16 protein-coding genes are annotated in these 23163 nt (G+C 65.4%); 10 read left to right on the top strand and 6 right to left on the bottom strand.

Going from position 1 to position 23163, the window contains the following annotated elements; all coding sequences use genetic code 11:
- Positions 1-10 precede the first annotated feature (10 nt).
- Positions 11-1051 carry an OmpA family protein gene (locus LSO07_RS20195; RefSeq protein WP_151096408.1) on the top strand — a complete coding sequence of 347 codons (1041 nt, stop codon included), beginning with the start codon at positions 11-13 and terminating at the stop codon, positions 1049-1051.
- Between the two features lie 480 nt (positions 1052-1531).
- Here the strand turns inward: LSO07_RS20195 and LSO07_RS20190 are convergent, their stop codons facing one another.
- Entirely contained in the window at positions 1532-4237 is a 2706-nt protein-coding gene (locus LSO07_RS20190; protein ID WP_151096407.1) for a M1 family metallopeptidase, read from the bottom strand.
- A 262-nt stretch (positions 4238-4499) separates the two neighbouring features.
- Here LSO07_RS20190 and LSO07_RS20185 point away from each other — a divergent pair, with 262 nt between their 5' ends.
- Positions 4500-5123: a glutathione S-transferase family protein gene (locus LSO07_RS20185; RefSeq protein WP_034779137.1), complete on the top strand. Its 624-nt coding sequence runs from the start codon at positions 4500-4502 to the stop codon at positions 5121-5123.
- 66 nt (positions 5124-5189) lie between these two features.
- Here the strand turns inward: LSO07_RS20185 and LSO07_RS20180 are convergent, their stop codons facing one another.
- The 4 genes from LSO07_RS20180 to LSO07_RS20165 form a co-directional block, all read right to left on the bottom strand.
- A complete protein-coding gene (locus tag LSO07_RS20180) occupies positions 5190-7295 on the bottom strand; it encodes a prolyl oligopeptidase family serine peptidase (RefSeq protein ID WP_191909736.1) in 2106 nt (701 codons plus the stop codon).
- A 182-nt stretch (positions 7296-7477) separates the two neighbouring features.
- Positions 7478-8137 carry a hypothetical protein gene (locus LSO07_RS20175; protein WP_151096406.1) on the bottom strand — a complete coding sequence of 220 codons (660 nt, stop codon included), beginning with the start codon at positions 8135-8137 and terminating at the stop codon, positions 7478-7480.
- 3 nt (positions 8138-8140) lie between these two features.
- Positions 8141-8785, bottom strand: a complete 645-nt coding sequence (locus tag LSO07_RS20170; protein WP_151096405.1) for a DUF4304 domain-containing protein — start codon at positions 8783-8785, stop codon at positions 8141-8143.
- Positions 8786-8914: 129 nt separating this feature from the next.
- Positions 8915-9343, bottom strand: coding sequence for a RidA family protein (locus tag LSO07_RS20165; RefSeq protein WP_099394675.1), 429 nt, complete (start codon positions 9341-9343; stop codon positions 8915-8917).
- 128 nt (positions 9344-9471) lie between these two features.
- On the opposite strand from LSO07_RS20165, the gene LSO07_RS20160 reads away from it, so the two are divergent.
- Positions 9472-10410 (top strand): LysR family transcriptional regulator, encoded by a 939-nt coding sequence (locus LSO07_RS20160; RefSeq protein WP_151096404.1) that lies wholly within the window; start codon positions 9472-9474, stop codon positions 10408-10410.
- Here LSO07_RS20160 and LSO07_RS20155 read toward each other — a convergent pair.
- Complete coding sequence (locus tag LSO07_RS20155) at positions 10394-12082, bottom strand: CehA/McbA family metallohydrolase (protein WP_151096403.1); 1689 nt, start codon at positions 12080-12082, stop codon at positions 10394-10396. The genes LSO07_RS20160 and LSO07_RS20155 overlap by 17 nt on opposite strands.
- A 324-nt stretch (positions 12083-12406) precedes the next feature.
- Here LSO07_RS20155 and LSO07_RS20150 point away from each other — a divergent pair, with 324 nt between their 5' ends.
- From LSO07_RS20150 to LSO07_RS20120, 7 genes are read left to right on the top strand one after another with little or no spacing between them, the layout of a single operon-like run.
- On the top strand, positions 12407-13702 hold the full coding sequence (locus LSO07_RS20150) for an MFS transporter (RefSeq protein WP_151096402.1): 1296 nt from the start codon (positions 12407-12409) through the stop codon (positions 13700-13702).
- Between the two features lie 10 nt (positions 13703-13712).
- On the top strand, positions 13713-16265 hold the full coding sequence (gene nirB / locus LSO07_RS20145) for a nitrite reductase large subunit NirB (RefSeq protein WP_151096401.1): 2553 nt from the start codon (positions 13713-13715) through the stop codon (positions 16263-16265).
- A 12-nt stretch (positions 16266-16277) separates the two neighbouring features.
- Positions 16278-16631, top strand: coding sequence for a nitrite reductase small subunit NirD (nirD, locus tag LSO07_RS20140; RefSeq protein WP_070256593.1), 354 nt, complete (start codon positions 16278-16280; stop codon positions 16629-16631).
- Positions 16628-17854 (top strand): NAD(P)/FAD-dependent oxidoreductase, encoded by a 1227-nt coding sequence (locus LSO07_RS20135; protein ID WP_208672424.1) that lies wholly within the window; start codon positions 16628-16630, stop codon positions 17852-17854. The genes nirD and LSO07_RS20135 overlap by 4 nt, the downstream gene beginning before the upstream one ends.
- A gap of 22 nt (positions 17855-17876) precedes the next feature.
- Entirely contained in the window at positions 17877-20546 is a 2670-nt protein-coding gene (locus LSO07_RS20130) for a nitrate reductase (protein ID WP_151096400.1), read from the top strand.
- Positions 20547-20570: 24 nt separating this feature from the next.
- A complete protein-coding gene (cysC, locus tag LSO07_RS20125; protein ID WP_404811500.1) occupies positions 20571-21140 on the top strand; it encodes an adenylyl-sulfate kinase in 570 nt (189 codons plus the stop codon).
- Positions 21141-21144: 4 nt separating this feature from the next.
- Positions 21145-23160 (top strand): diguanylate cyclase domain-containing protein, encoded by a 2016-nt coding sequence (locus LSO07_RS20120; protein ID WP_151096398.1) that lies wholly within the window; start codon positions 21145-21147, stop codon positions 23158-23160.
- The last annotated feature ends 3 nt before the right edge of the window (positions 23161-23163 follow it).

Below are 23163 nucleotides of genomic sequence, written 5' to 3'. Positions count from 1 at the left end.
GAAGATACCAATGAACGCACTGATACCGCTCGCCAGCCTGCTGGCCATGGGACTGGCCCAGGCGGCCACGCCCACCCTGCCGACGGCGCCGCTGGCCATGCCCCAGCTGCGCATCAGCGACCAGGCCGTCTCCGCGGACCAGCAGGCTTACCGCCTGCTGCAGGAGCGCATCAAGAAGCTCAACGACGGCGGCGTGCGCGTGGGCGATTATTACCTGTCCAAGGCGCAATGCTGGCTCGACGTGTCCTTCCACGAGTACACGCGCAACGACCGCTCGGCCTTTCCCCTGCAAGCCTTGCAGGAATCGGCAAAGATCGTCGCCGCGCTGGAAGACGGCAGCACGTCCAATCCCGGCGACGCCACGCCGCTGCTGAACGATGCCACGCGCCTGCGCGACGATCTGTGGTCCGGCTTTGGAGCGTTGCGCGAGTCGCCCGGCTTCGCCTGCGCGGCGCAGAAAGTGGCGTGCGGCGAAGTGGAGCTGGTGCATGCGGGCAATGAGTACAAGCAGCAGGGCTGGCGCCACGCGAATCCCTACGTGCAGCTGGCCGAGGATGCGCAGGCCGCCGCCCAGTCCGCCGCTTCGGCTTGTCCGGCCGACAAGCCGAAGCCGCCGGAAATCCTGCCGCCGCGCATCGAGCATGAGCGCATCACGCTGGACATGGATGCCTTGTTCCGCTTCGACAAGGCGGGTGCGGCCGACGTGCTGCCGCAGGGCGTCGAGAAAATCCGGGAACTGGCGGCGCGCCTGAAGCAGGGCTATGTGCAGATCGATACGCTTTCCGTAACGGGCCACACGGACCGCCTGGGTTCGGACAGCTACAACCAGGCCCTGTCCGAACGGCGCGCGCTGACGGTGAAACAGTTGCTGCGCGAGCAAGGCATCGCCAATGTCATCAGCGCGTACGGCAAGGGCAAGGCGGAACCCGTCGCCGCCTGCGACAAGGTGGCGCCGCGCGCCGCCCTGATCGTCTGTCTGCAGCCGAACCGCCGCGTGGAAATAGAGTTGACGGGTATCAAAAGTTCCGCGAAGGAGGGCGGCGCACCATAGCGCTACGTCATAAGGTGGTCATATGGCGCTGTTATGATGCTTTTGTTGGCACACAGCATGCAATGCGCAAATCACTACGCTCCGGGAGCGATAGGATGCAGGCATGACTCAACAGCTTAGCCGGTGAGCTCAACCATCGGCACCAGATATGTAAAACTTGTTTTATAGTAATGATTGCAGGGTGGGACAGGGGAAATGCGGGGATCGGGCGGGGATTTAATGAAGTCCTAAGCCTGTTTCCGGCAAGGGCTGGCATAGTGGATACATGGCGCACGGAAACCCCGGGCGCAAGGTTGCCGGACACCTCAATGACCGGCACGATTTCCACTTTTTCATGTGTTTTCCTGCTTTATCCCTGCGCTCTGAAACAGCGTTTCAACCGGCTACCGCACCTTGCGAAGCCGGTTTTTTTTGCCTGGATTTTCGTACAGGGATGGAAAATGCCCGGCGCCGCCGTACTGCGGCGCCGGGCGCGGGCGCTTAGCCCGTTTGCTTGGCCAGCCACGCATCGACGGCGGGCAGGCGCTCGGCACGCACCTTGATGCGGTATTTGATGCCGGCCACGGAACTGTCGGCGTCGCCGCGCGCGCTGGCCGGCAGGTTGGCCTGCGCATACGCTTCCAGCTTGGCGATCATTTCCGGCTGCGCCGAACCGGCCGCCAGGCGCGGGAAGTAGCGGCTGCGCGAACTGGCGTCGATGCGCGCATTGACTTGCTCCAGGTGCGCCAGCGCGAAGTCGAAGGCCAGTTCAGGATGCCTGCGCGAAACGCGCGAGATCATGGCCGGGCTGTTGGTCACGCCAGGTTCATCCGTCAGCGCCAGCGCCAGCGCCCGCTGCGCCAGGGCCGCATCGTCGGTCGAGGCCAGCAAGTCGTACAGCTGGTTCTTGACCAGCGGCGTCTTTTCCTGCTGCGCCTTGGCGTGCAGCTGCTCCCAGGTGGCGGCGTCCGCATGCTGCGCCACCACGCCCAGGATGGTGCGGCGCAGCGGCGCAGGCATGGCGGCCGGATCCTGTTCGCTGGCCGCGTAGCGGCGGCGCGCTTCGGCGATCACCCCTGGCTCGCCCATGTCGCCGAGGATGGAAATCAGGCGTCCGCGCAGGGTCGCCACGCTCGACGCTTCGCCGGCGCGCGCTTCCCAGCCCGTCTGCGCCATCATCGGCGCCAGGCGCGCCATGGCGAAGCGGCCGAAAGCCTGCTGGCGCGCCTTGCTTTCCGCGCTATCGCCCGCATACTGCTCATACAGGCCGTTCAGCGACCCGGCCACCCGGCCCAGCACTTGCGGATCGGCCGACAGCGGCGTGGCCTTCACCAGTTCCAGGAAAGCCGCCGGGTCTTGCAAGCCCGCCATGCCCAGCGACTGGCTGTCCGCCAGCAAGCCCAGCTGGTCGATCGGCGCCAGGCGCGCGAAGCTGCCCGCCAGCGCGTGCGTGCCGGCTGGCGCGTACAGGGTGCGGTAGTAGCCGCTTTGGCCCGCGTTCACCAGCAGGGCGCCGCAACCGGGCACGTTCAGGGTCGCCTTGCCATTCTTGATCACTACCTTGGCCAGCTTGCCGTTGCCGACCGTCGAAGCGATCACCGGTACTTTCCACGACAGCGGCTTCTTGTCCGGCTGATCCTTGGAAAATTCCGTCTGCGTCAAGGTCACGCGCGTACTGCCCTTCCTGCACACGGCTGCGCCGACGGTGATCATCGGCACGCCCGGCTGCAGGGTGAAGTCATGGGCGATGGCGCTGACGGGCTTGCCCGCGGCCGCATCGACTTCGCGCCACAGGTCGTCCGACACCGTATTGCCATACGCATGCTTGCGCATGTAGCTGCGCACGGCCGTGCGCCACGTGTCGGCGCCCACGTACGCTTCGAGCATGCGGATCACCGCTTCGCCCTTCTGGTAGGTGATGCCGTCGAAGGCCTGGCTGGCCTGTTCCACGGTGGCGATGCGCTGCACCACCGGGTGCGTGGTGCGCAGCGCATCCTGGCTCATCGCCGATTCGCGTCCGCCCACGTTGGACAGGGCCGTGTTCCATTCCGGGTGCAGACGCTCCGTGGTGCGGCTTTCCATCCACGACGCAAAACCTTCGTTGAGCCACAGGTCGTCCCACCAGCGCATGGTGACCAGGTCGCCGAACCACTGGTGCGCCATTTCATGCGACAGGGTGGTGTAGATGTTTTCCTTGTCGGTCTGCGTCGAGATGGTCGGGTCGAGCAGCAGGCCGTATTCGAAGGTGAAGACGGCGCCCCAGTTTTCCATGGCGCCGAAGAACTGGCTGCGGCCCGGCGCGGCGATGTTGTCGAGCTTGGGCAGCGGATAGCGCACGCCGAAATAATCGTTGTATTCGCGCAGCAGGGCGGCCGATTCGTCGAGCGCGAAGCGGCTTTGCGCCAGCGCGCCCTTCTTCGTGATGACGCCTATTTCCGTGCCGTCGCTCATGGCCGTGGCGCGCTCGAAGTCGCCCAGGCCGAAGAACAGCAGATAGGTCGACATGCGCGGCGTGGTGGCGAAATACACGTGCTTCTTGCCATTGCCCAGCTCTTCGCTGCGGGCGATCGGCATGTTGCCGACGGCCATCTGCTTGCTCGGCACGACCACGTCCAGCGCGAAGGTGGCCTTGTAGTCCGGTTCATCCCACGATGGCAGCATGCTGCGCGCATCCGAATTCTCGAACTGCGTGTACAGGGCGCGCTGGCGTCCTTGCGGCGTATCGTAGTCGAGCGAGAACAGGCCCGTCGCCTGCGTGCCGATCTTGCCGGTGTAGTCGATGCGCAACAGGTACTCGCCCTTGGCCAGCGGCTCGGCAAAATGCACGGTGGCCGTCTGCTTGTCCGCATCGATATCGATCTTGCGCGTCACCTGCTTGCTGCCGCCCGCGCCTTCGATGGCGGCGGCGGCAAACGCCAGGTTCAAGGCATTGAAGGTGATGCTGGCCGTTGGCGTGTCGACGGCCACCTTGATGGCGGCTTCGCCCTTGAAGGTCGAGGCGGCGGCATCCGGCGTGATCGACAGGATGTAGTGCAAAGGCGTGACGCCGCGCGGCAGCTGCGTGGTGGTGCCAAGGGCGTGGCTGGCCGACGCGTATTTGGCGGCGGGCGCGGCGTGGCCCGGGGTGAAGCCGGTGACGGCGGTCAGCGCCAGGACGGCGGCGGCCAGATGGCTGCGGCGGAAACGCGGAGTCGGTGTGCGATGCATGGTATGCCCTTCGTTCATGGGTAAAACGCCCGCCGGCCGGGTAGGCTGCGAGCGTTGATGGCGGTTGGGGGACATCGCTGGAACTGGAAGCCAGCGTTCCCGTACAGCAATCTAAGTGGAAATGGGGGCAAAGTCAACGCGCCAGGAGCGCCGCACCACGACGGTGCGCTGGTATGATGGGCGCCTGACTGCATTGCCACAGGCTGGTGCCGCACCTGATTGTCAACCACCATCCACCATTACAACGAGACGAGACCTGCACATGAAACTGACTATCAGCCCCCGCACGCCCAATCCACGCCGCGTCACCATGTTCATCGCCGAGAAGGGCATCACCGGCATCGAGGAAGTGGCGCTCGACCTGATGGCGGGGCAGCACCGCGATCCCGCCTTCCTGGCGAAAAACCCGCTGGGCCGCGTGCCCGTGCTGGAATTGGCGGACGGGCGTGTGCTGACCGAGACGCGCGCCATCTGCACCTACCTGGAAGGCTTGCAGCCGCAGCCGAACCTGATGGGCGAAGGCTTCGAGGAACGCGCCTTCATCGAAATGGCCGACCGCCGCGTGGAACTGCATTTGTTCAGTGCCACCGCCAACTGGGTGCGCCACGGCCATCCGGCCCTGGTGGCGCTGGAAAACCCGCAGTTTCCCGATTTCGCCGCGGCGCAGGCGGGCAAGCTGCGCGAAACGGCGCAATGGCTGGACCAGGTGCTGGGCAGCCAGCCGTACATCGCCGGCGAACGGTTCACGATTGCCGACATCACGGCCTTCTGCGCGCTGGAATTTGCGCGTGGCCTGATGAAGTACCGCCCCGGCGCGGAAGGCTTGTCGAACCTGCAGGCTTACCGCGACCGCATCGCCGAACGCCCCAGCGCGCAGGCGAAGTAGGCAATCCTGCAGCCGGGCAGGCCGGGCAGGTCGGATTAGCGGGACGCGTAGTCCGACACCACCCCCTTACTTCAGCTGCTCCAGCAGGAAGGTGTAGGTCAGCGCCCACATCAGCGCCTGCTGGTCGTTGTTGGCGGCACCCGCATGGCCGCCTTCCGTGTTTTCCCAGTACAGCACGTCGTGGCCTTGCTCTTCCATCTTCGCCACCATCTTGCGCGCATGGCCAGGGTGGACCCGGTCGTCGCGCGTCGAAGTGGTAAACAGCACGCGCGGATATTTCTTGTCCTTGAAGACGTTCTGGTAAGGCGAGTACTTGCTGATGTAAGCCCATTGTTCCGGCACGTCCGGATCGCCGTACTCTCCCATCCACGAGGCACCCGCCAGCATCTTGTTATAGCGGCGCATGTCGAGCAGCGGCACCTGGCTGACGACGGCGTTGAACAGGTCGGGACGCTGCACCAGCACGGCGCCCGTCAGCAGGCCGCCATTGCTGCCGCCCATGATGCCCAGGTGGCGCGGGCTGGTGACCTTGCGCTTGATCAGATCCTGCGCCACCGAGATGAAGTCGTCATACGCGCGCTGGCGGTTTTCCTTCAATGCCGCCTGATGCCAGCGGGGACCGAATTCGCCGCCGCCGCGGATATTCGCCAGTACGTACACGCCGCCCTTTTCCAGCCACGCCACGCCCGTGGTGCCGCTGTAGCTGGGTTTCAGCGACACTTCGAAGCCGCCATAGCCGTACAGCACGGTGGGGTTGCTGCCGTCGAACTTCGTCTTCTTGGCCATGATGGCGAAATACGGCACCCTGGTGCCATCCTTCGACGTCGATTCGAACTGCTCCACCTTGTATGGCGCCGCGTCGTAGTAGGCGGGCAGCGACTTGATTTTCGTGCGCTTGTCGCTCTGCGCCGTGGCCAGGTACAGGGTGGTCGGATTGAGGAAGTCGGTCACCGTCAGGAAGTATTGGTCCGAATCGACGGGATCGAGCGCGCTGACGGCCAGGGTGCCCAGTTTCGGCGCATCGACGGCGCGGCGCTGCCACTTGCCGTTCACGTGGCGCAGTTCCGTCAGGCGGTTCTTGACCTTGTCCAGGGTCGTCACGAGGATGGCCGATTTCGTCGCCGTGACATTGTCCAGCGAAGACGTGGCCGTCGGCGCGTACAGCACTTCCAGTTCCTGCTTGCCCTGCATGAAAGACTTGAAGTCCGTCGCCAGCAGCGAACCTTGCGCATAGGTCTTGCCGTTGACTTTCCAGTCCGAGCGCAGGGTGATGACCAGCTGGTCGCGCACGGTGAATGCCGTGGAGTCGTCCGGTTTCGGTACTTTCTTCAACTCGGCGCCGTCGCGCAGGAACATTTCGCCGCTGTAGAAATCGATTTGCCGCTCGATGAACTGGTGTTCGTGGCCGGGCGTGAAATCCTTGTAGGCGCCCGCGCTCAGGTCGTCGGCTTTGGCTTCATATAGCGTTTGCGCCTGCGCCAGCGGCGTGCCGCGCTGCCACTGCTTGATGATGCGCGGGTAGCCGGAGCTGGTCATCGAGCCGGGGCCGAAATCCGTGGAAACGAACAGGGTATCCTGGTCGATCCAGCTGGCGCTGCCCTTCGCTTCGGGCAGGGTAAAGCCGCCGTCGACAAAGGCGCGCCTGGCCACGTCGTATTCGCGCACCACCTTGGCGTCGCCGCCGCCGCGCGACAGTGAAATGAGGCAGCGTTCGCCCTTCGGATACAGGCAGGTGGCGCCGCCCCAGACCCAGTTTTCACTCTCGCCGGCGGCCAGCTGGTCGAGGTCGATCACGGTTTCCCAATTTGGCTCGGCCAGCTGGTATTGCGCCAGGGTGGTGCGGCGCCAGATGCCGCGCACGTGCTGGGCGTCGCGCCAGAAGTTGTAGTAATACTCGCCTTCCTTGCTGACGTAGGGAATGCGTTCCTTGGAATTGAGGATGGTTTTCAGGCGCGCCTGCAGGGCGGCGAAACCGGGCTGGCTTTCCAGTTCCTTGGTGCTCACGGCATTGTGCTGCCTGACCCAGGCCAGCGGCTTGTCGCCGAGGACTTCTTCCAGCCAAAGGTGGGGATCGGTAGGGGGGGAGGCGGGCGCCGGGGCTTGGGCATGGGCGATGCCCGCTGTGGCCAGGCCCAGCAGCATGCTGCCGGCAAACTTGCGATAAAAAGACATGGACAGGGTTCCTTGACGATGGTCGGTTGTGCCGTGTTGCTGTCAAAACGGCGCACCCATGGTGCCATGGATTGCTGCGGGGAACCAGTGTCTATAAACGACTATTTAAGAATTAACATGCTTTTCCAATATTGTTTGCTGGAACGGAAGCAGGCCGCAGAATCTGCGGCGTGATGCGTCCTTCAGGGGGCGCCAGGCCCGATCAGGGAGGTCACGGTGAGCCGTGTCTTGTCGACATCGCCGCCGTCGGGGTGATAAATCCACAATGCCTCGTTGTCGCGGCTGTCGATGAACAGGACGCGCGTATTTTCCTCGCCGATGGCCAGGCAAGCCGCCAGCTCGGCAGGACTGAACGGTGCAGCCTGCTTCGAGCCTGCTCCCGCCGCTTGCGCCAGGGCCTGGGCAAAGCCTGCCAGTTGCCTGACTGCCAGATAGCTTGTTCCATCCACATCGACCTCTTTGCACAGCTCGTCCAGGCTGTACAGCGTGAAGGGATCTTCATCGCTGCAAATCGCCACCTCGCGACGCGACTTTCCGCTGTGGAGGTGATCGAGATAGGCCGGGGGCAGGGCCACTTTTTCCCTGGCCAGCAATTTGTCCAGCTGCTTGCCGCTTTTCTTCGCTACCCTGGCAGCCTTGGGCGCGGCGGCTTCGCAAGCCTGCGCTGTCCAGGCGACCGGATTGAACTGGAACATCCTTGTACATGCGGGGCAGTGCAGGAACATGAACGTCATCTTTTTGGCGACGGCCGTCGTTAAGAACGCGCCATCCGGGGCATCCATTGCGCTGGGGGCGAATGAGTGCCCGCAGTCGCCATCGTAGGGGCAAGTGATCGCTGTCATGGTTCAGATTGGTGTCGCATTGAAGTAGTGTTCCATACGCAAAGCGATCTCCTCTTTTTCTTGCGGATAAGATGCCTTGGGGTTTCTTTCCCAGTAGGCAATGCCTTCGTGCAAGGCCCACAAGGCTTTTTCCTGCTTGCCGGCCATCAGATAAAAATCGCAGGCTCTGGCATGCGAGCCTTGCGCTTCGACCAAGGCCAGGGCCGCATTTTCCCAGTTGGACCGCTGGTCGAGCCAGGGAATGGCCAACTCCAGCAGATTGTCCCGCAGGCAGGCCATGACTGTTGTTCGATGGGACGGATCGACGAGCTGGTGTTCCTTGCCCTCCTTGCCATCGATGACAGGGAATTGCCAGTTTCTGATATTCCAGTCGGCCACATCGCCAACGATATTGTTGGCAGGTTCGTGAGCGTAACGCGCCTTGTGCCACGATGTATAGAATCTGGACGAAACCTGATACTGGCTCCAGAATGCCACGCAGAGATGCTCTTCGTTATGGCGGTTGGCCTGGAAATGGATGGCCTGGACGAATTCGTTCTGCGTGCGCTTGAACGTCAGCTGGCTTGGCGAGAACTTGAAGCCTGCTGCGCTCAGCGGCTCCAGCAAGAACGCTTCGATATGGGCGATGATCAGCGCTTTTGGCTTCATTGGGTTTCCTGGCATGGGTTGCTTGCGCCGCCTTGCTGTCAACATGCTGTCCAAACGGCGCTGCCATGTTGCCACAGATCAGTGCCAGCGCACCTTGCGGCGGGCAATCGTGCGAGGGATAACCTGCCGCTATTTTTCCTGCACGCTTCCAGGGTCTGCGTGGTGGCCAGGCAGCCTGGCCACCACCTTGATCTCGAACTGGAAACCATACAGCCACGTCACGCCCACGGCCGTCACCGTAGGGTGCGGCGCCTGGCCCCAGTACCCGGCCTGCACGATATCCCAGATGCGCTGGAAGTTGGCCTGCGGGTCGACGATAAAGATGGTCACGTCCTGCACATCGTCGAAGGTACAGCCGGCCGCTTGCAAGATGGCGTTCAGATTGTCGAACGCACGCCGGACCTGGGCGTCGAGCCCGGGTTCGGGCGTGCCGTCTTCGCGGCTGCCGACCTGGCCGGAGACGAACAGCAGGCCGTTGGCGCGCACGGCCGGGGAATAGCGGTTCTGTTCATACAGGGCTTGGCGGCCCGGAGGGAATACGACGTCGCGTTTCATCAGCTTTCCTTTGTTGATGCAGCGAAGTTGCTGCCTGGAGAACACTTTATCTGCTGCCAGCCAGCTGATAAAGCGGGCAGAATCGCCTGCACTGTTTGTATAATCCAAACAATCGAATGGCGGAGGTGTAGATGGACAGGTTTGATGCGATGAAGGCTTTCGTGCGGGTGGTCGAGACGGGCAGTTTTACGCGGGCGGCCGCGACCTTGCACATGAGCCGCACCACGGTGACGCAGCTGGTGCAGCAGCTCGAGGCGCGGCTGCGCCTGAAGCTGCTGAACCGCACCACGCGCAAGGTCAATGTAACGGCCGATGGCGCCGCCTATTACGAGCGCATCGTGCAGGTGCTCGACACCCTGGAAGAAATCGAAACGAGCTTGCCGCACGCCGCCGCCTTGCCGCGGGGCCAGTTGCGCGTGGACGTGCCCAGTCCGCTCGCCGCTTTGCTGCTGGTGCCGGCGCTGCCCGGGTTCCATGCGCGGTATCCCGATATCGTGCTCGACATGGGCGCCAGCGACCGCATGGTCGACGTGATCGGCGAGAATGTCGATTGCGTGATACGCGGCGGTGACATCACCGACCAGTCGCTGATGGCGCGCAAGCTCGCCGACTTGCCTCTGGGCGTGTATGCGGCGCCCGCCTATCTGCAGCGGGTGGGCACGCCCTTGCATCCGCTGGACTTGCAGGACAGCGCGCACCGCATCGTGCGCTTTCGCTGGGCCAGCAGCGGCAACGGTTTTCCGTACGTGATGCACCGCGAGGGCCAGAGCGTGAAGATCCATGGCCAGTACGTGCTGTCGATCGACGACGGCAACGCCTACCTGGCGGCCGGGGTGGCGGGGCTGGGCGTGCTGTGGCTGCCAGACTACATGGCGCGGCCGCACGTGGCCAGGGGCGAGCTGCTGCCGCTGTTCCCCGCATGGACGGTCGATGCCATGCCGCTCTATCTTGCCTATCCGCCGAACCGCCATGTCAGCAAGAAACTGCGCGTCTTTATCGACTGGGTGGCCGAGCTGATGGCCCGGCATTCCACCCCCGCTGTCACTGTCGCCGTCACGGCAGCTGATTGACCCACACGGGCGCCGACCAGACGATATTGCCATCGTCCTGCGCCAGCCGCGCGTAATAAAAATGGGGGCCGGGCGCGGGCGTGAGGGTGAGCTCGGCCTGGTCCGATACCTGTGTGACGGAGCCATTGCTTCCCGGCACGCCGTGGAAGATGGCGACGGCGGCCGCTTGCCGCCCCGCGCTGTTGCTGAAATGGGAGGCCAGGTGCAAAGGGCCATGGTTGTCGAAACGCTCGCCCATCAGCTTGCCGTTGGCCGTGAACAGCATCTGCGCATGCTTGTCCATGGTGGCAAACACGCGGCGCGCGCGCAGCGCTTCGAGGAAGCTGTCGCGTGAAACAGGCGTGCCGGCGGCCGTGCTGGTCACCAGCACGGCCGTGCGGTTGCCATACGACGCGCCCCAGTTGGCGCAGTGGTTGTCCTGGTTGCTGCTGAAGGCCAGGTGGTAGCCGGCCGACAGGGCACGGTTGCAGGCGGCCTCGTAATTGCTGCGCCGCGTCTCCGTTTCCTGGTCGTTGGTGGAAAACGCGGACGTGTTCATGACTTCGCACAGCACCATGGCCGCGTCGCCATCCGGCGTGTAGCCCAGCGGCTGGCCATTGACGAGAAACTGGCCCGTTTGGGCCGGGTGGTTGAACTGGCCGACCCAGCCCCGTTCGCGCATCAGCGCGTACAGGCCCGCGTAATCGCCCTTCGGCGTTTCCACGTCGGCCAGCAGCTCGCCCAGGGCATTCCGTTCCCAGCCCAGCAGCTGCTCGCTATTGAGGATATTCACATGGCCGCCCTTGTTGATGACGCCCCATTCCATGCCGTACAGGGCCAGGAAACCGGGGTGGGCGGCGGTATACGCGGCCGCTTCGGCCAGCCCCGTCTGGTACAGGGCTGTCGCTTCGGCGGCGGTGGCGGCTGGGTTGGTGCCATCGGAACCGTCATACATATGGTTGTGCTCGGATGTCAGCAGGGCGTCGAGCCCATGTTGCTGCGCATACTTGTAGGCATCGATGGGGCCGAAGGGCGCCGTTTGCGGATCCTGCGCGCCATGGCAGGCATCGAGCGCCGCGCCGCCGTCGCTGTGGCGCGTCTGGCTGTGCAGGTTGGCGTAGACGATGCGGTAGCCGGGCTGGCCTTCCAGGCTGGGCAGTTGTTGCAAGCCGGCCTGGAAGGCGGGCACCGTGGGCGCCGTGCCGCTGCGCCGCCGCACCTGGATCGGCCATTGCTGCTCCACCTGCGTTTCCTGCGGCGTGCCCGCATCGGCCACGGCAAGCAGGCGCAACTGGTACAAGCCGTCTGGCGCCAGCCCCCGCCGTTTGGGCGCATCGGCGCCGGCGCGGCCATCCCAGGGCAAGGTGACACTCTTGCCGCCGGCCCCTACCTGTTGCGTGCCCGACCAGCGCCGCAGCACGGCGCCTTGCGGCCCCGGGCCGGACAAGGTCAATGTCCAGCGCACCGCATGGGTACGGCCTTCGCCCGGATAGGCGAGGTGCACGACAAATGCACGCGCCTGCGTTGCCCGCTCGCCGCGCGCGGCGTGGAAGGGCGCGGCGACGGTGGCATCGAGTTCGCTGTGTTCCTTCGGCTCTTGCGCGGCGGCAGTGTTACTCCACGTAATGAGCAGCATCCCCGTACACACGCCAGCCAGCCATGGCGGCCGTAGCCAACGCAGTGTCTTGACCATCGTGGCCTCCCGTACTGCTTCAGATGGCAGTTAGACAAGATATGCCACGTGCTGGTTCCCGCATGCACCAGCAAGTGGCATGCTTGCACCGTGATTGGCCATGATCTGGCGCAAAGCCGGTGTGAATGATGCTGCGTGCCCGTCAGGCAAGCTGGCACGGCACTTGCTAAACAGAAGGTACGGATCAACGGCGATCCCCTGAATAAACGCACAACGGTCCAACGACGGACCACATGGACAACGGCGTCCGCCCAGGCTGATTTTTCTCATCGGCGGGGGCGGGCGCCGTTTTGTTTTATCAACGGGATATTTCGGGAACCTATCATGGCCAGCCAAAAAGCAACGAGCATCGCGCTCTTCTCCCTCGCCACGCCACCCATGCGCGCATTCCACCTGACGTGGATGGCATTTTTCGTGTGTTTCTTCGCCTGGTTCGCCTGCGCCCCCTTGATGCCGGTCATCAAGGGCGAGTTCGGCCTTTCCCTGGCACAAGTGGCGAACATCAATATCGCGGCCGTCGCCATCACCATCCTCGTGCGCCTGATCGTGGGACCATTGTGCGACCGCTACGGCCCACGCAAGACCTACACGGGCTTGCTGCTGCTGGGCGCCATTCCCGTGCTGGGCGTGGCCGCTTCGCAAAGCTATGAAAGCTTTCTGTTCTTCCGCCTGGGCATCGGCGCCGTCGGCGCCAGCTTTGTCATCACGCAATATCACACCTCCGTGATGTTCGCGCCCCGCGTAGTGGGGACGGCGAATGCGGCGGCAGCCGGCTGGGGCAATGCGGGCGGCGGCGCGGCGCAGGCGCTGATGCCCTTGCTGCTCGGTGCCGTGCTGATGCTGGGCGTGTCCGAATCGATGGGCTGGCGCGTGGCCCTGCTGGTGCCGGGCGTGCTGATGCTGGTGATGGCCGCCCTCTACTGGCGCTATACGCAGGATTGCCCGGAAGGTAATTACTCGGACTTGCGTGCCGCCGGCGTGCCTATCGAGGGTGGCAAGAAGGGGGGCTGGGACAGCTTCAAGGCCGCCAGCAGCAATTATCGCGTGTGGCTGCTGTTCGTCACCTACGGCGCCTGCTTCGGCATCGAAATCTTCATCCACAACATCGCCGCCGTGTACTACGTCGACCATTTCGGCCTGTCGCTGAAATCGGCGGGCCTGGCCGCCGGCAGCTTCGGCTTGCTGGCCCTGTTTGCCCGCGCCTTGGGCGGCTGGATGTCGGATAAATTGGCCCTGCGCGGCAACCTGAACAGCCGCGTCACCCTGCTGTTCATGCTGATGATCGGCGAAGGCGTGGGCCTGCTGTGGTTTGCCAAGGTCGACAGCGTCACGTACGCCGTCATCGCCATGCTGGTCTTCGGCCTGTTCACCCACATGGCGTGCGGCGCGACCTACGCGCTGGTGCCCTTCATCGACAGCCGTGCCCTGGGCGGCGTGGCCGGCATCATCGGCGCCGGCGGCAACGTGGGCGCCGTGGCGGCCGGCTTCCTGATGAAGGGCACGGGCGACATCCGCCAGACCCTGATCATCCTCAGCGCGCTGGTGGTGATCTCGGCCCTGTGCGCCATCGCCGTGCGCTTTACCCGCGAAGCGGCTGAACCAAACATGGCCGCGGCCTGAGGAGAGAACAATGAACCACCCCTTGAACATCGTCGTCCTTGGCCATGGCATGGTCGGACACAAATTCCTCGAACGCCTGGCGCTGGAGAACAACACGCGCCTGTCCGTGACGGTCTTGTGCGAAGAGCCGCGTCCCGCCTACGACAGGGTGCACCTGTCCGAATTTTTCAGCGGAAAATCGGCCGAGGACCTGTCGCTGGTGGCGCCCGGCTTCTTCGACAAGGGCAACGTCGTCCTGAAGCTCAATGCGCGCGCCGTGTCCATCGACCGCGCGGCGAAAACCGTCACCGCCAGCACGGGTGAAGTGCTGGGCTACGACAAGCTGGTGTTCGCCACCGGCTCCACGCCGTTCGTGCCGCCGCTGCCGGGCAAGGAGCGCGATGGCTGCTTCGTCTACCGCACCATCGAAGACCTGGAAGCCATGCTGGCCTGGGGCGGAAAGTCAAAAACGGGCGTGGTGATCGGCGGGGGATTGCTGGGTCTCGAATGCGCGAAGGCCTTGAGGGATTTGAAGCTGGACACCCACGTGGTGGAATTCGCGCCGCGCCTGATGGCCGTGCAGGTCGACGAAGGCGGTGCGCGCGTCCTGCGCCGCAAGATCGAGGAACTGGGCGTGACCGTGCACACGCAAAAGAATACCCTGGCCATCGTCGATGGTGAAGCGGCCACGCACCGCATGCAGTTTGCCGACGGCAGCCACCTGGAAGCGGACATGATCGTCTTCTCGGCCGGCATCCGCCCGCGCGACGAACTGGCGCGCGCCTGCGGCCTGGACGTGGGACCACGCGGCGGCATCGCCATCGACGACAGCTGCGTCACGTCCGACCCGGACATCTACGCGATCGGCGAATGCGCGCTGTGGGGCGGCCTGGTGTTTGGCCTGGTGGCGCCCGGCTATGAAATGGCGCGCATCGCGGCGCGCCACGTGCTGCAGGAAGAGGGCGAAGCCTCGTTCAAGGGCGCCGACATGAGCACCAAGCTCAAACTGATGGGCGTGGACGTGGCCAGCCTGGGCGACCCGCACGGCAATGCGCCGGGCAGCCGCTCCTACCAGTTCATGGATGAACGCAAGCAGATCTACAAGAAGATCGTCGTTTCCGATTGCGGCAAATACCTGCTGGGCGGCGTGATGGTGGGCGACGCCAGCGAGTACGGCACCTTGCTGCAGATGATGCTCAATAAAATCGAGCTGCCGGCATCGCCCGAGTTCCTGATCCTGCCCCAGGCCGACGGCCAGCAAAAGGCGGGCCTGGGCGTGGATGCCTTGCCCGAGTCGGCGCAAATCTGCTCGTGCAATGACGTGTCCAAAGGCGCGCTGTGCGCGGCCGTCGCCGATGGCGCCACCACCATCGGCGCATTAAAGTCCTGCACGAAAGCCGGCACCGCGTGCGGCGGCTGCGTGCCGCTGGTGACGCAGATCATGAAGGCGGAAATGCAGAAGCAGGGCCTGGCCGTCAACAACCACGTGTGCGAACACTTTGCGTACTCGCGCCAGGAATTGCACCATCTGGTCCGCGTGGGCAAGATCCGCAGCTTCGGCGCGCTCTTGGGCGCGCATGGCCAGGGTCTGGGTTGCGACGTGTGCAAGCCCGTGGCGGCGAACATCCTGGCATCGTGCTGGAACGATTTCGTCCTGTCTCCCGTGCACGCCAGCCTGCAGGACAGCAACGATTATTTTCTCGGCAATATCCAGAAGGATGGCACGTATTCCGTCGTGCCGCGCATGCCGGGCGGCGAAGTGACGGCCGACGGCCTGATCGCCGTGGGCATGGTGGCGAAAAAATACGGTCTCTACACGAAAATCACGGGCGGCCAGCGGGTCGACCTGTTCGGCGCGCGCGTCGACCAGTTGCCGGCCATCTGGGAAGAACTGATCGCGGCCGGCTTCGAGTCGGGCCACGCCTACGGCAGGTCGCTGCGCACGGTGAAATCGTGCGTCGGCTCCACCTGGTGCCGCTATGGCGTGGCCGACAGCGTGGGGTTTGCGATCCAGCTGGAAAACCGCTACAAGGGCCTGCGCACGCCGCACAAGATCAAGTTCGGCGTCTCCGGCTGCACGCGCGAATGCGCCGAGGCGCAGGGCAAGGACATCGGCCTGATCGCCACGGAAAAGGGCTGGAACCTGTACGTGTGCGGCAATGGCGGCATGAAGCCGCGCCATGCGGAGTTGCTGGCGTCCGACCTCGATGAAGCCACCCTGGTGCGCTATGTCGACCGCTTCCTGATGTTTTACGTGCGCACGGCCGACCGCCTGCAGCGCACCAGCGTGTGGCGCGACAATCTCGAAGGGGGCCTCGATTACCTGAAAGCCGTCGTCGTGGCCGACCGCCTGGGCATCGCCCACGAGCTGGAAGCGGACATGCAGCACGTGGTCGACACGTATGCCTGCGAGTGGAAGGAAGCCGTTTCCAACCCCGCCGTGCGCCAGCGCTTCCGCCATTTCGTCAACAGCGACAAAGGCGATGAAAACGTGGTGTTCGTCGAAGAGCGGGGCCAGATCCGCCCCGCCACCGAGATGGAACGCCGCAGCACCGTGATCCCCATCCTTGCCGTGGAGGCTTGAGCCATGAATGCGATGAATGAACTTTCCGGCGCCACCGCCGATAACTGGGTAGCCATCTGTCCCTTGACCGACATCGTGCCCGACACGGGCGTGTGCGCGCTGCTCGGTGGCCGCCACGTGGCCGTGTTCCGCGTCGGCGATGCCGCGCCGCGCGTGTACGCCATCGACAATGTCGACCCGAATGCGGGCGCTTCCGTGCTGTCGCGGGGCCTCGTGGGCAGCATCGGCGAGCGCGTCGTCGTCGCCTCGCCCATCTACAAGCAGCACTTCGACCTGGCCAGCGGCGAGTGCATCGAAGCGCCCGAGCATTCGGTGGCCACCTGGCCCGCGCGCGTGTTCGCGGACATGGTGTGGGTGGCCCTGTGAACCCGCCCCGGCGTCCCGCGCTCGTGGTGGTCGGCAACGGCATGGCCGGCATGCGCACGGTCGAGGAGCTGTTGAAACTCGCGCCGGACCTGTACGACATCACCGTGTTCGGCGCCGAGCCGCACGGCAATTACAACCGCATCCTGCTCTCTCCCGTGCTGGCCGGCGAAAAGTCGGTGGATGACATCATGCTGCATACGCGCGACTGGTATGCGCACAACGGCATCACCCTGCACGCGGGCGACCCCGTCGTGCGCATCGACCGCAAGGCGCGCACCGTGCAGTCGCTGTCCGGCATCACGGTTGCCTATGACCGCCTGCTGCTGGCCACCGGTTCCACGCCCTTCATCGTGCCCGTGCCGGGCCATGCGCTGCCGGGCGTGATCGGCTTTCGCGACATCAGCGACGTCGACACCATGCTGCAGGCGTCGCGCACGCACCGCCACGCGGTGGTCATCGGCGGCGGCTTGCTGGGGCTGGAAGCGGCCAACGGCTTGCAGCGCCAGGGCATGGACGTCACGGTCGTGCACATGAGCGGCGCCCTGATGAACCAGCAGCTCGATGCGCCCGCATCGATGCTGCTGAAATCGGCGCTGGAAGCGCGCGGCCTGCGTTTTCTGATGCACGCGCAAACGTCCGCCATCATGGGCAGCGCCCGCGTGGAAGGCGTGCAGTTTGCGGACGGCAGCAGCATCCCCGCCGACCTGGTGGTGATGACGGCCGGCGTGCGCCCCAACATCGCCCTGGCGCAAGCGGCCGGCCTGCACTGCGAACGGGCCATCGTCGTCGACGACTGCCTGCAAAGCTACGACCCGCGCGTGTACGCCGTGGGCGAATGCGTGCAGCACCGGCGCGCCACCTTCGGCCTGGTCGCGCCCATCTGGGAACAGGCGCGCGTGTGCGGCGCGCACCTGGCCGGCGCGGGACACCGCCGCTACGTGCAGCAGGCCAGCGCCACCAAACTGAAAGTGACGGGCATCGACCTGTACTCGGCCGGCGACATCATCGGCGGCGAGGGCAGCGAAGACCTGGTGCTGCGCGACCCGCGCCGCGGCGTCTACAAGCGGCTGGTGGTGCAGGGCAGCCGCCTGGCCGGCGCCGTGCTGTATGGCGACGTGCAGGACGGTCCCTGGTATTTCGACCTGATCCAGCAGCGCCGCGACATCAGCAAACTGCGCACCCATTTATTGTTTGGCCAGGCGCTGTGCGCCCAGGCCGCCTGACAGCGACCAACAGGATACTTTCATGACTAGCTGCATGCCCGTGAAAACCACTTGCCCGTATTGCGGCGTCGGCTGCGGCGTGGAAGCGACACGCCTTCCCGACGGCGCCATCCGCATCGCCGGCGATAGCGGCCACCCGGCCAACCTGGGCAAGCTGTGCGTGAAAGGCTCGGCCCTGGGCGACACCCTGGACCTCGACAAGCGCCTGCTGTATCCGCAGGTGCGTGTCGATGGCGTGCTGCAGCGCGCTTCCTGGGATGCCGCGCTGGACCAGGTGGCCGGCGGCTTGCGCGCCATCATCGCCGAGCACGGCCCGGACGCCGTCGCCCTGTATGTCTCGGGCCAGTTGCTGACGGAAGACTATTACATCGCCAATAAATTCATGAAGGGCTATGTGGGCAGCGCGAATATCGACACCAATTCGCGCCTGTGCATGTCGTCGGCCGTGGCGGGCCACAAGCGCGCGTTCGGCGAGGATATCGTGCCGGGCTGCTATGAAGACCTGGAACTGGCCGACATGGTGGTGCTGGTGGGCTCGAACACGGCCTGGTGCCACCCGATCCTGTTCCAGCGCATCACACGTATCAAGGAAAGCCGGCCGCACATGAAACTGGTGGTGATCGACCCGCGCCGCACGGCCACCTGCGAGCTGGCCGACCTGCATCTGCCCGTGAAACCGGGCACCGACGTGTGGCTGTTCAACGGCTTGCTGTGTTATCTGGCGAAGGAAGGCGCGATCGATGACGCTTTCGTCACGCGGCACAGTGCGGGACTGGACGACGCGCTGGCGGCCGCCCACGTGGATTGCGGCGACCCCTTGCAGGTGGCGGCCATCTGCAAGGTCGACCCGCACGCCTTGCTGGCGTTTTACCAGGCGTTTGCCGCCACGCGCAAGGTCGTCACGGCGTTTTCGCAGGGCGTGAACCAGTCGTCCTCCGGCACGGACAAGGTCAACAGCATCATCAACTGCCATCTGGCGACGGGGCGCATCGGTCAGCCCGGCATGGGGCCGTTCTCCCTCACGGGCCAGCCGAACGCCATGGGCGGGCGCGAAGTGGGCGGCCTGGCCAACATGCTGGCAGCGCACCTGGAGCTGGACAAGCCGCTGCACCGCGAAGCCGTGCAAACCTTCTGGGGCTCTCCGCGCATGGCAAGCAAGCCTGGCCTGAAGGCGGTGGATTTGTTCCAGGCCATCGAGGCGGGCAAGGTCAAGGCCGTGTGGGTCATCGCCACCAATCCGCTGGTCAGCATGCCGGACGCCGACCAGGTGCGCCGCGCACTGGCCAAATGCGAACTGGTGGTGGTGTCGGACATCAGCGCCGGGTCGGACACGAATGCCCATGCCGACGTGCTGCTGCCGGCCCTGGGCTGGGGAGAGAAGGATGGCACGGTGACCAATTCCGAGCGCCGCATCTCGCGCCAGCGGGCGTTTTTGCCGGCGCCCGGCGAGGCGCGCGCCGACTGGGACGTGCTGTGCGATGTGGCACGGCGCATGGGCCATGCCGGCTTCGATTTCACGTCGCCGCAGGCCATCTTCGACGAACACGCGCGCCTGTCCGCCTTCCGCAACGCGGGAGACACGGCGCGCCTGTTCAACCTGGGCCACCTGGCTGGCCTGGATGCGGCGCGCTATGACGCCCTGGCGCCGCAGCAGTGGCCGCAGGGCCAGGCGAGGTTGTTCGGCGACGGCCGTTTCGCGCATGCGGACGGGCGCGCGCGCTTCATTCCCACGGCGCCGCGCGTGCCGCGCAACATGCCCGACGAGGACTATCCGCTGATCCTCAACACGGGCCGGGTGCGCGACCAGTGGCACACGATGACGCGCACGGGCAAGGCGGCGAAACTGTCAGGCCACATCGCCGAAGCCTTCATCGACATCCACCCGCAGGATGCGCTGCTGTACAGCGTGCGCGAAGGCGAGCTGGCGCGCATTTCCAGCGCCTGGGGCGCGATGGTGGCGCGCGTCGTGCATGGCGGCGGCATCGCGCGCGGCCAGGTCTTCGTGCCGATACACTGGAGCGACGCCAATGCGTCCGATGCGCGCGTGGGCGCCGTCGTCAACCCCGTTGTCGACCCTGTCTCGGGCGAGCCGGAATTCAAGCACACGCCCGTGCGCATCGAGCAGTTCCGCGTGCACTGGCATGCGTTTGTCCTGAGCCGCACGCCCTTGAACCTCGACGGCGTGGCGCACTGGACGCGCATCCAGGGCGAGCAGTTCCTGCGCTACGAGCTGGCCGGCCGCCAGCGCATCGAGGACCTGGGCGCCTGGGCGCGCGCGCTGCTGGGCGTCACGGACGACAATGCCGACTGGCTCGATTATGCGGACGCCAGTGCCGGCGTGTACCGCGCCGTGCACCTGGACGAGGGGCGCATCGCGCAATGCGTGTATGTCTCGCCGCGTCCCGACCTGCCGTCGCGCAGCTGGCTGGCGGGCCTGTTTGCGCACGCGCAAATGGATGCGGCCGACCGCGCCGGCGTGCTGCTGGGGCAGCCCATCGGCAAGGGCGTGGACGCGGGGCCCACCGTGTGTTCGTGCTTTGGCGTGGGACGCAACACCATTTGCGCGGCCATCGTGGAACAGCGGTTGACGACGACGGCGCAGGTGACGGCCTGCGTCAAGGCGGGCGGCAATTGCGGCTCCTGCGTGCCGGAGATACGACAATTGCTGCTTGAGGCGCGCAGCGCTGCCTGATAATCTGTCCTTTCCTGCGCGGCTTTGTTATATTGCCAGCTCTACAAGGGGAGAGGCAGTGTGATGACAGCAGGACAACACGACACGGTCTGGCTGACGGGCTTGAGCGGCGCCGGCAAGTCCAGCATCGCCGATGCGCTGGCGCGCCGGCTCAAGGCGCAGGGCCGCGCCGTGGCGCTGCTCGACGGCGACCAGCTGCGCCATGGCTTGAACCGCGACCTGGGTTTTACGCCCGAAGACCGGCATGAAAACATCCGCCGCACGGCCGAAGTGGCGCGCCTGATGAACGGGGCGGGCCTGACCGTCATCGCCGCCCTCATTTCGCCGTATCGCGCCGACCGGGCCATGGCCGCCGCCATCATCGGCACGGCGCATTTCATCGAAGTCCACGTCAGCACGCCGCTGGCCGTGTGCGAAGCGCGCGATCCGAAAGGCCTGTATGAAAAGGCGCGCGCGGGGCAGCTGGCGCAATTCACGGGCATTTCCGCCCCTTACGAAGCGCCGCTGGCGGCCGCGCTGACCCTGGACACGGGCACCCTGGCGCTGGACGAGTCGGTCGAGCGCCTGTACCGGTATTTGCAGCGGCGGACGTGACGGCATGACGGCGACAAGAGGGACATTGCGTCAGTGGCTGCGCCGGCGCCTGCCCGCCAGCCTGAAGGCGCGCATGAGCGTGGTCGTTTTCCTGCTCGTGCTGGGCGCGGTCGCTTCGCTGGCGCTGGCCACCCTGGCCGTGGCCGAACGGGGCATGCGCGACGTGACGGGACGCCAGCAATACGTATCGCTGGCCAGCGCCGCCGTCTTCATCGATGAGGAACTCGACGCGAAGCGCAATGTGCTGCGCGCGATGGCGGACAGCCTGGCGGCCAGCGGCGCGCAAGACGGCGCCAGCCTGCAGCGCTTCCTGGCCGCGCAAACGGTGCTGGGCAAGGAGTTTTATTCGGCCGGCGTGGTCGGCATCGACGGCGACGTCCTGGCCAGCGTGAGTCCCTTCAAGCCGCAGGCGGGGCTGAACGTGAAGGGCCGTCCTTACTTTGAACAGACGCTGGCGACCCGGCGCTCGGTGATTTCCGCGCCGCTCAACGGCAGCATCTCCGGCATGCCCATCGTGGTGGTGACGCAGCCCGTGTTCGACGCGCAGGGCGGCGTGCGCTATGTGCTGGCGGCCAGCGTGAACCTGCGCCAGCCCGATTTCCTGGGCCGTCTGGGCGCCCTCAAGCCGGGGCAGGGCGGCTATCTGTACATCATGACCAGCGAAGGCGTCATCGTCGAGCATCCCGACAAGTCGCGCATCATGCAGCATATCGAAGCCCATGGCCCCGTGAGCGTGCCCACGCGGCGCGCCATGCAGGGCTACGAGGGCTGGCTGACCGGCACCACCACGCAAGGCGTCGATGCCCTGTTCGCCTACCACCGCATCGCCTCGACGGGCTGGATACTGGCGTCCGTGTATCCCATGAGCGAAGCCTTCGCGCCGCTGCACGCCATCCGCAGCAAGATCCTGCTGGCCGCCGTGCTGCTGGCGGCGCTGGCGGGCCTGGCCGGCTGGCGCGTGGTGCTGCGCCTGTTGCTGCCGCTTGAACGCTTGCGCCGCCAGGTGCACCAGATCCGCCGCCAGCGCCTGGGCATCGAGGCGCTGCAAATCGAGCGGCGCGACGAGATCGGCGACTTGAGCCGCGACTTTTACTCGCTGGTGGCCGAGCGCGAAATCGCCGAGGCGCAGACGCGCGACAGCGAGCGGCGCTTGAAACTGCTGACGGACCACGTGCCCGTGGTGATCGTCTATATCGACCGCGAGCACCGCTACCAGTTCATCAACGCCACGTTTGAAAAGTGGTTCGGCAGGTCGCAGCAGGAAAGCCTGATGCAGTCGATCCGCGAGGTGCTGGGCGAGGAAGCGTACCAGCTGCGCGAGCAATACCTGCGGCGCGCCTTCGCGGGCGAGGAGGTCGAATATGAATTCACCATCGGCGGCGAGGGGGACGCCGGCCGGCGCGCCTTCCAGACCAGCTACGTGCCTGACGTGGGCGAGAGCGGCACGGTGGAAGGCGTGTATGGCCTGATTCATGAAATCACCAAGACCAAGGCGATGCACACGGCGCTGCAGTTTGCCGCCGCCACCGACACCCTGACGGGCATCGCCAACCGCCGCCGCTTCGACGAACAGCTGGCGCAAAGCATGCAGCGCACGCGGGCTGCGCGCGCGCCGATGGCGCTGGCCTATCTCGATATCGACCGTTTCAAGGCCATCAACGACAGCCTGGGCCACAAGGCGGGCGACGAGGTGCTGAAGGAATTCGCTTCGCGCCTGGTGCGCAGCGTGCGCGCCAGCGACCTGGTGGCGCGCCTGGCCGGCGATGAATTCGTGATCATTCTCGAAGGCGTGAACGGCGCGGCCGAAGTGCGCCACGTGGGCGCCAAGATTATCGACGCCATCCGCCAGCCCTTTGAACTGGCCAGCGGCCCGCTGCCGGTGACGACCAGCATCGGCATCGCCATCTTCCGCGAAGGCGCGCTGACGGCGGCGCAGTTGCTGGACCTGGCCGACCAGGCCCTGTATGCCGCCAAGGGGCAGGGCCGCGATGGCGTGGCGCTGCTCGAGGCGGCGCCCTGAGTA

It is taken from the genome of Janthinobacterium sp. PLB04, assembly GCF_021165895.1.
Classification (GTDB): Bacteria; Pseudomonadota; Gammaproteobacteria; order Burkholderiales; family Burkholderiaceae_D; genus Janthinobacterium; species Janthinobacterium lividum.
This window is presented reverse-complemented; position numbering and strand designations above follow the sequence as displayed.

Coding starts and splice junctions, on each gene's coding strand:
- LSO07_RS20195 (WP_151096408.1), top strand. CDS start 11: ATGAACGCACTGATACCGCTCGCCAGCCTGCTGGCCATGGGACTGGCC.
- LSO07_RS20190 (WP_151096407.1), bottom strand. CDS start 4,237: ATGCATCGCACACCGACTCCGCGTTTCCGCCGCAGCCATCTGGCCGCC.
- LSO07_RS20185 (WP_034779137.1), top strand. CDS start 4,500: ATGAAACTGACTATCAGCCCCCGCACGCCCAATCCACGCCGCGTCACC.
- LSO07_RS20180 (WP_191909736.1), bottom strand. CDS start 7,295: ATGTCTTTTTATCGCAAGTTTGCCGGCAGCATGCTGCTGGGCCTGGCC.
- LSO07_RS20175 (WP_151096406.1), bottom strand. CDS start 8,137: ATGACAGCGATCACTTGCCCCTACGATGGCGACTGCGGGCACTCATTC.
- LSO07_RS20170 (WP_151096405.1), bottom strand. CDS start 8,785: ATGAAGCCAAAAGCGCTGATCATCGCCCATATCGAAGCGTTCTTGCTG.
- LSO07_RS20160 (WP_151096404.1), top strand. CDS start 9,472: ATGGACAGGTTTGATGCGATGAAGGCTTTCGTGCGGGTGGTCGAGACG.
- LSO07_RS20155 (WP_151096403.1), bottom strand. CDS start 12,082: ATGGTCAAGACACTGCGTTGGCTACGGCCGCCATGGCTGGCTGGCGTG.
- LSO07_RS20150 (WP_151096402.1), top strand. CDS start 12,407: ATGGCCAGCCAAAAAGCAACGAGCATCGCGCTCTTCTCCCTCGCCACG.
- nirB (WP_151096401.1), top strand. CDS start 13,713: ATGAACCACCCCTTGAACATCGTCGTCCTTGGCCATGGCATGGTCGGA.
- nirD (WP_070256593.1), top strand. CDS start 16,278: ATGAATGAACTTTCCGGCGCCACCGCCGATAACTGGGTAGCCATCTGT.
- LSO07_RS20130 (WP_151096400.1), top strand. CDS start 17,877: ATGACTAGCTGCATGCCCGTGAAAACCACTTGCCCGTATTGCGGCGTC.
- LSO07_RS20120 (WP_151096398.1), top strand. CDS start 21,145: ATGACGGCGACAAGAGGGACATTGCGTCAGTGGCTGCGCCGGCGCCTG.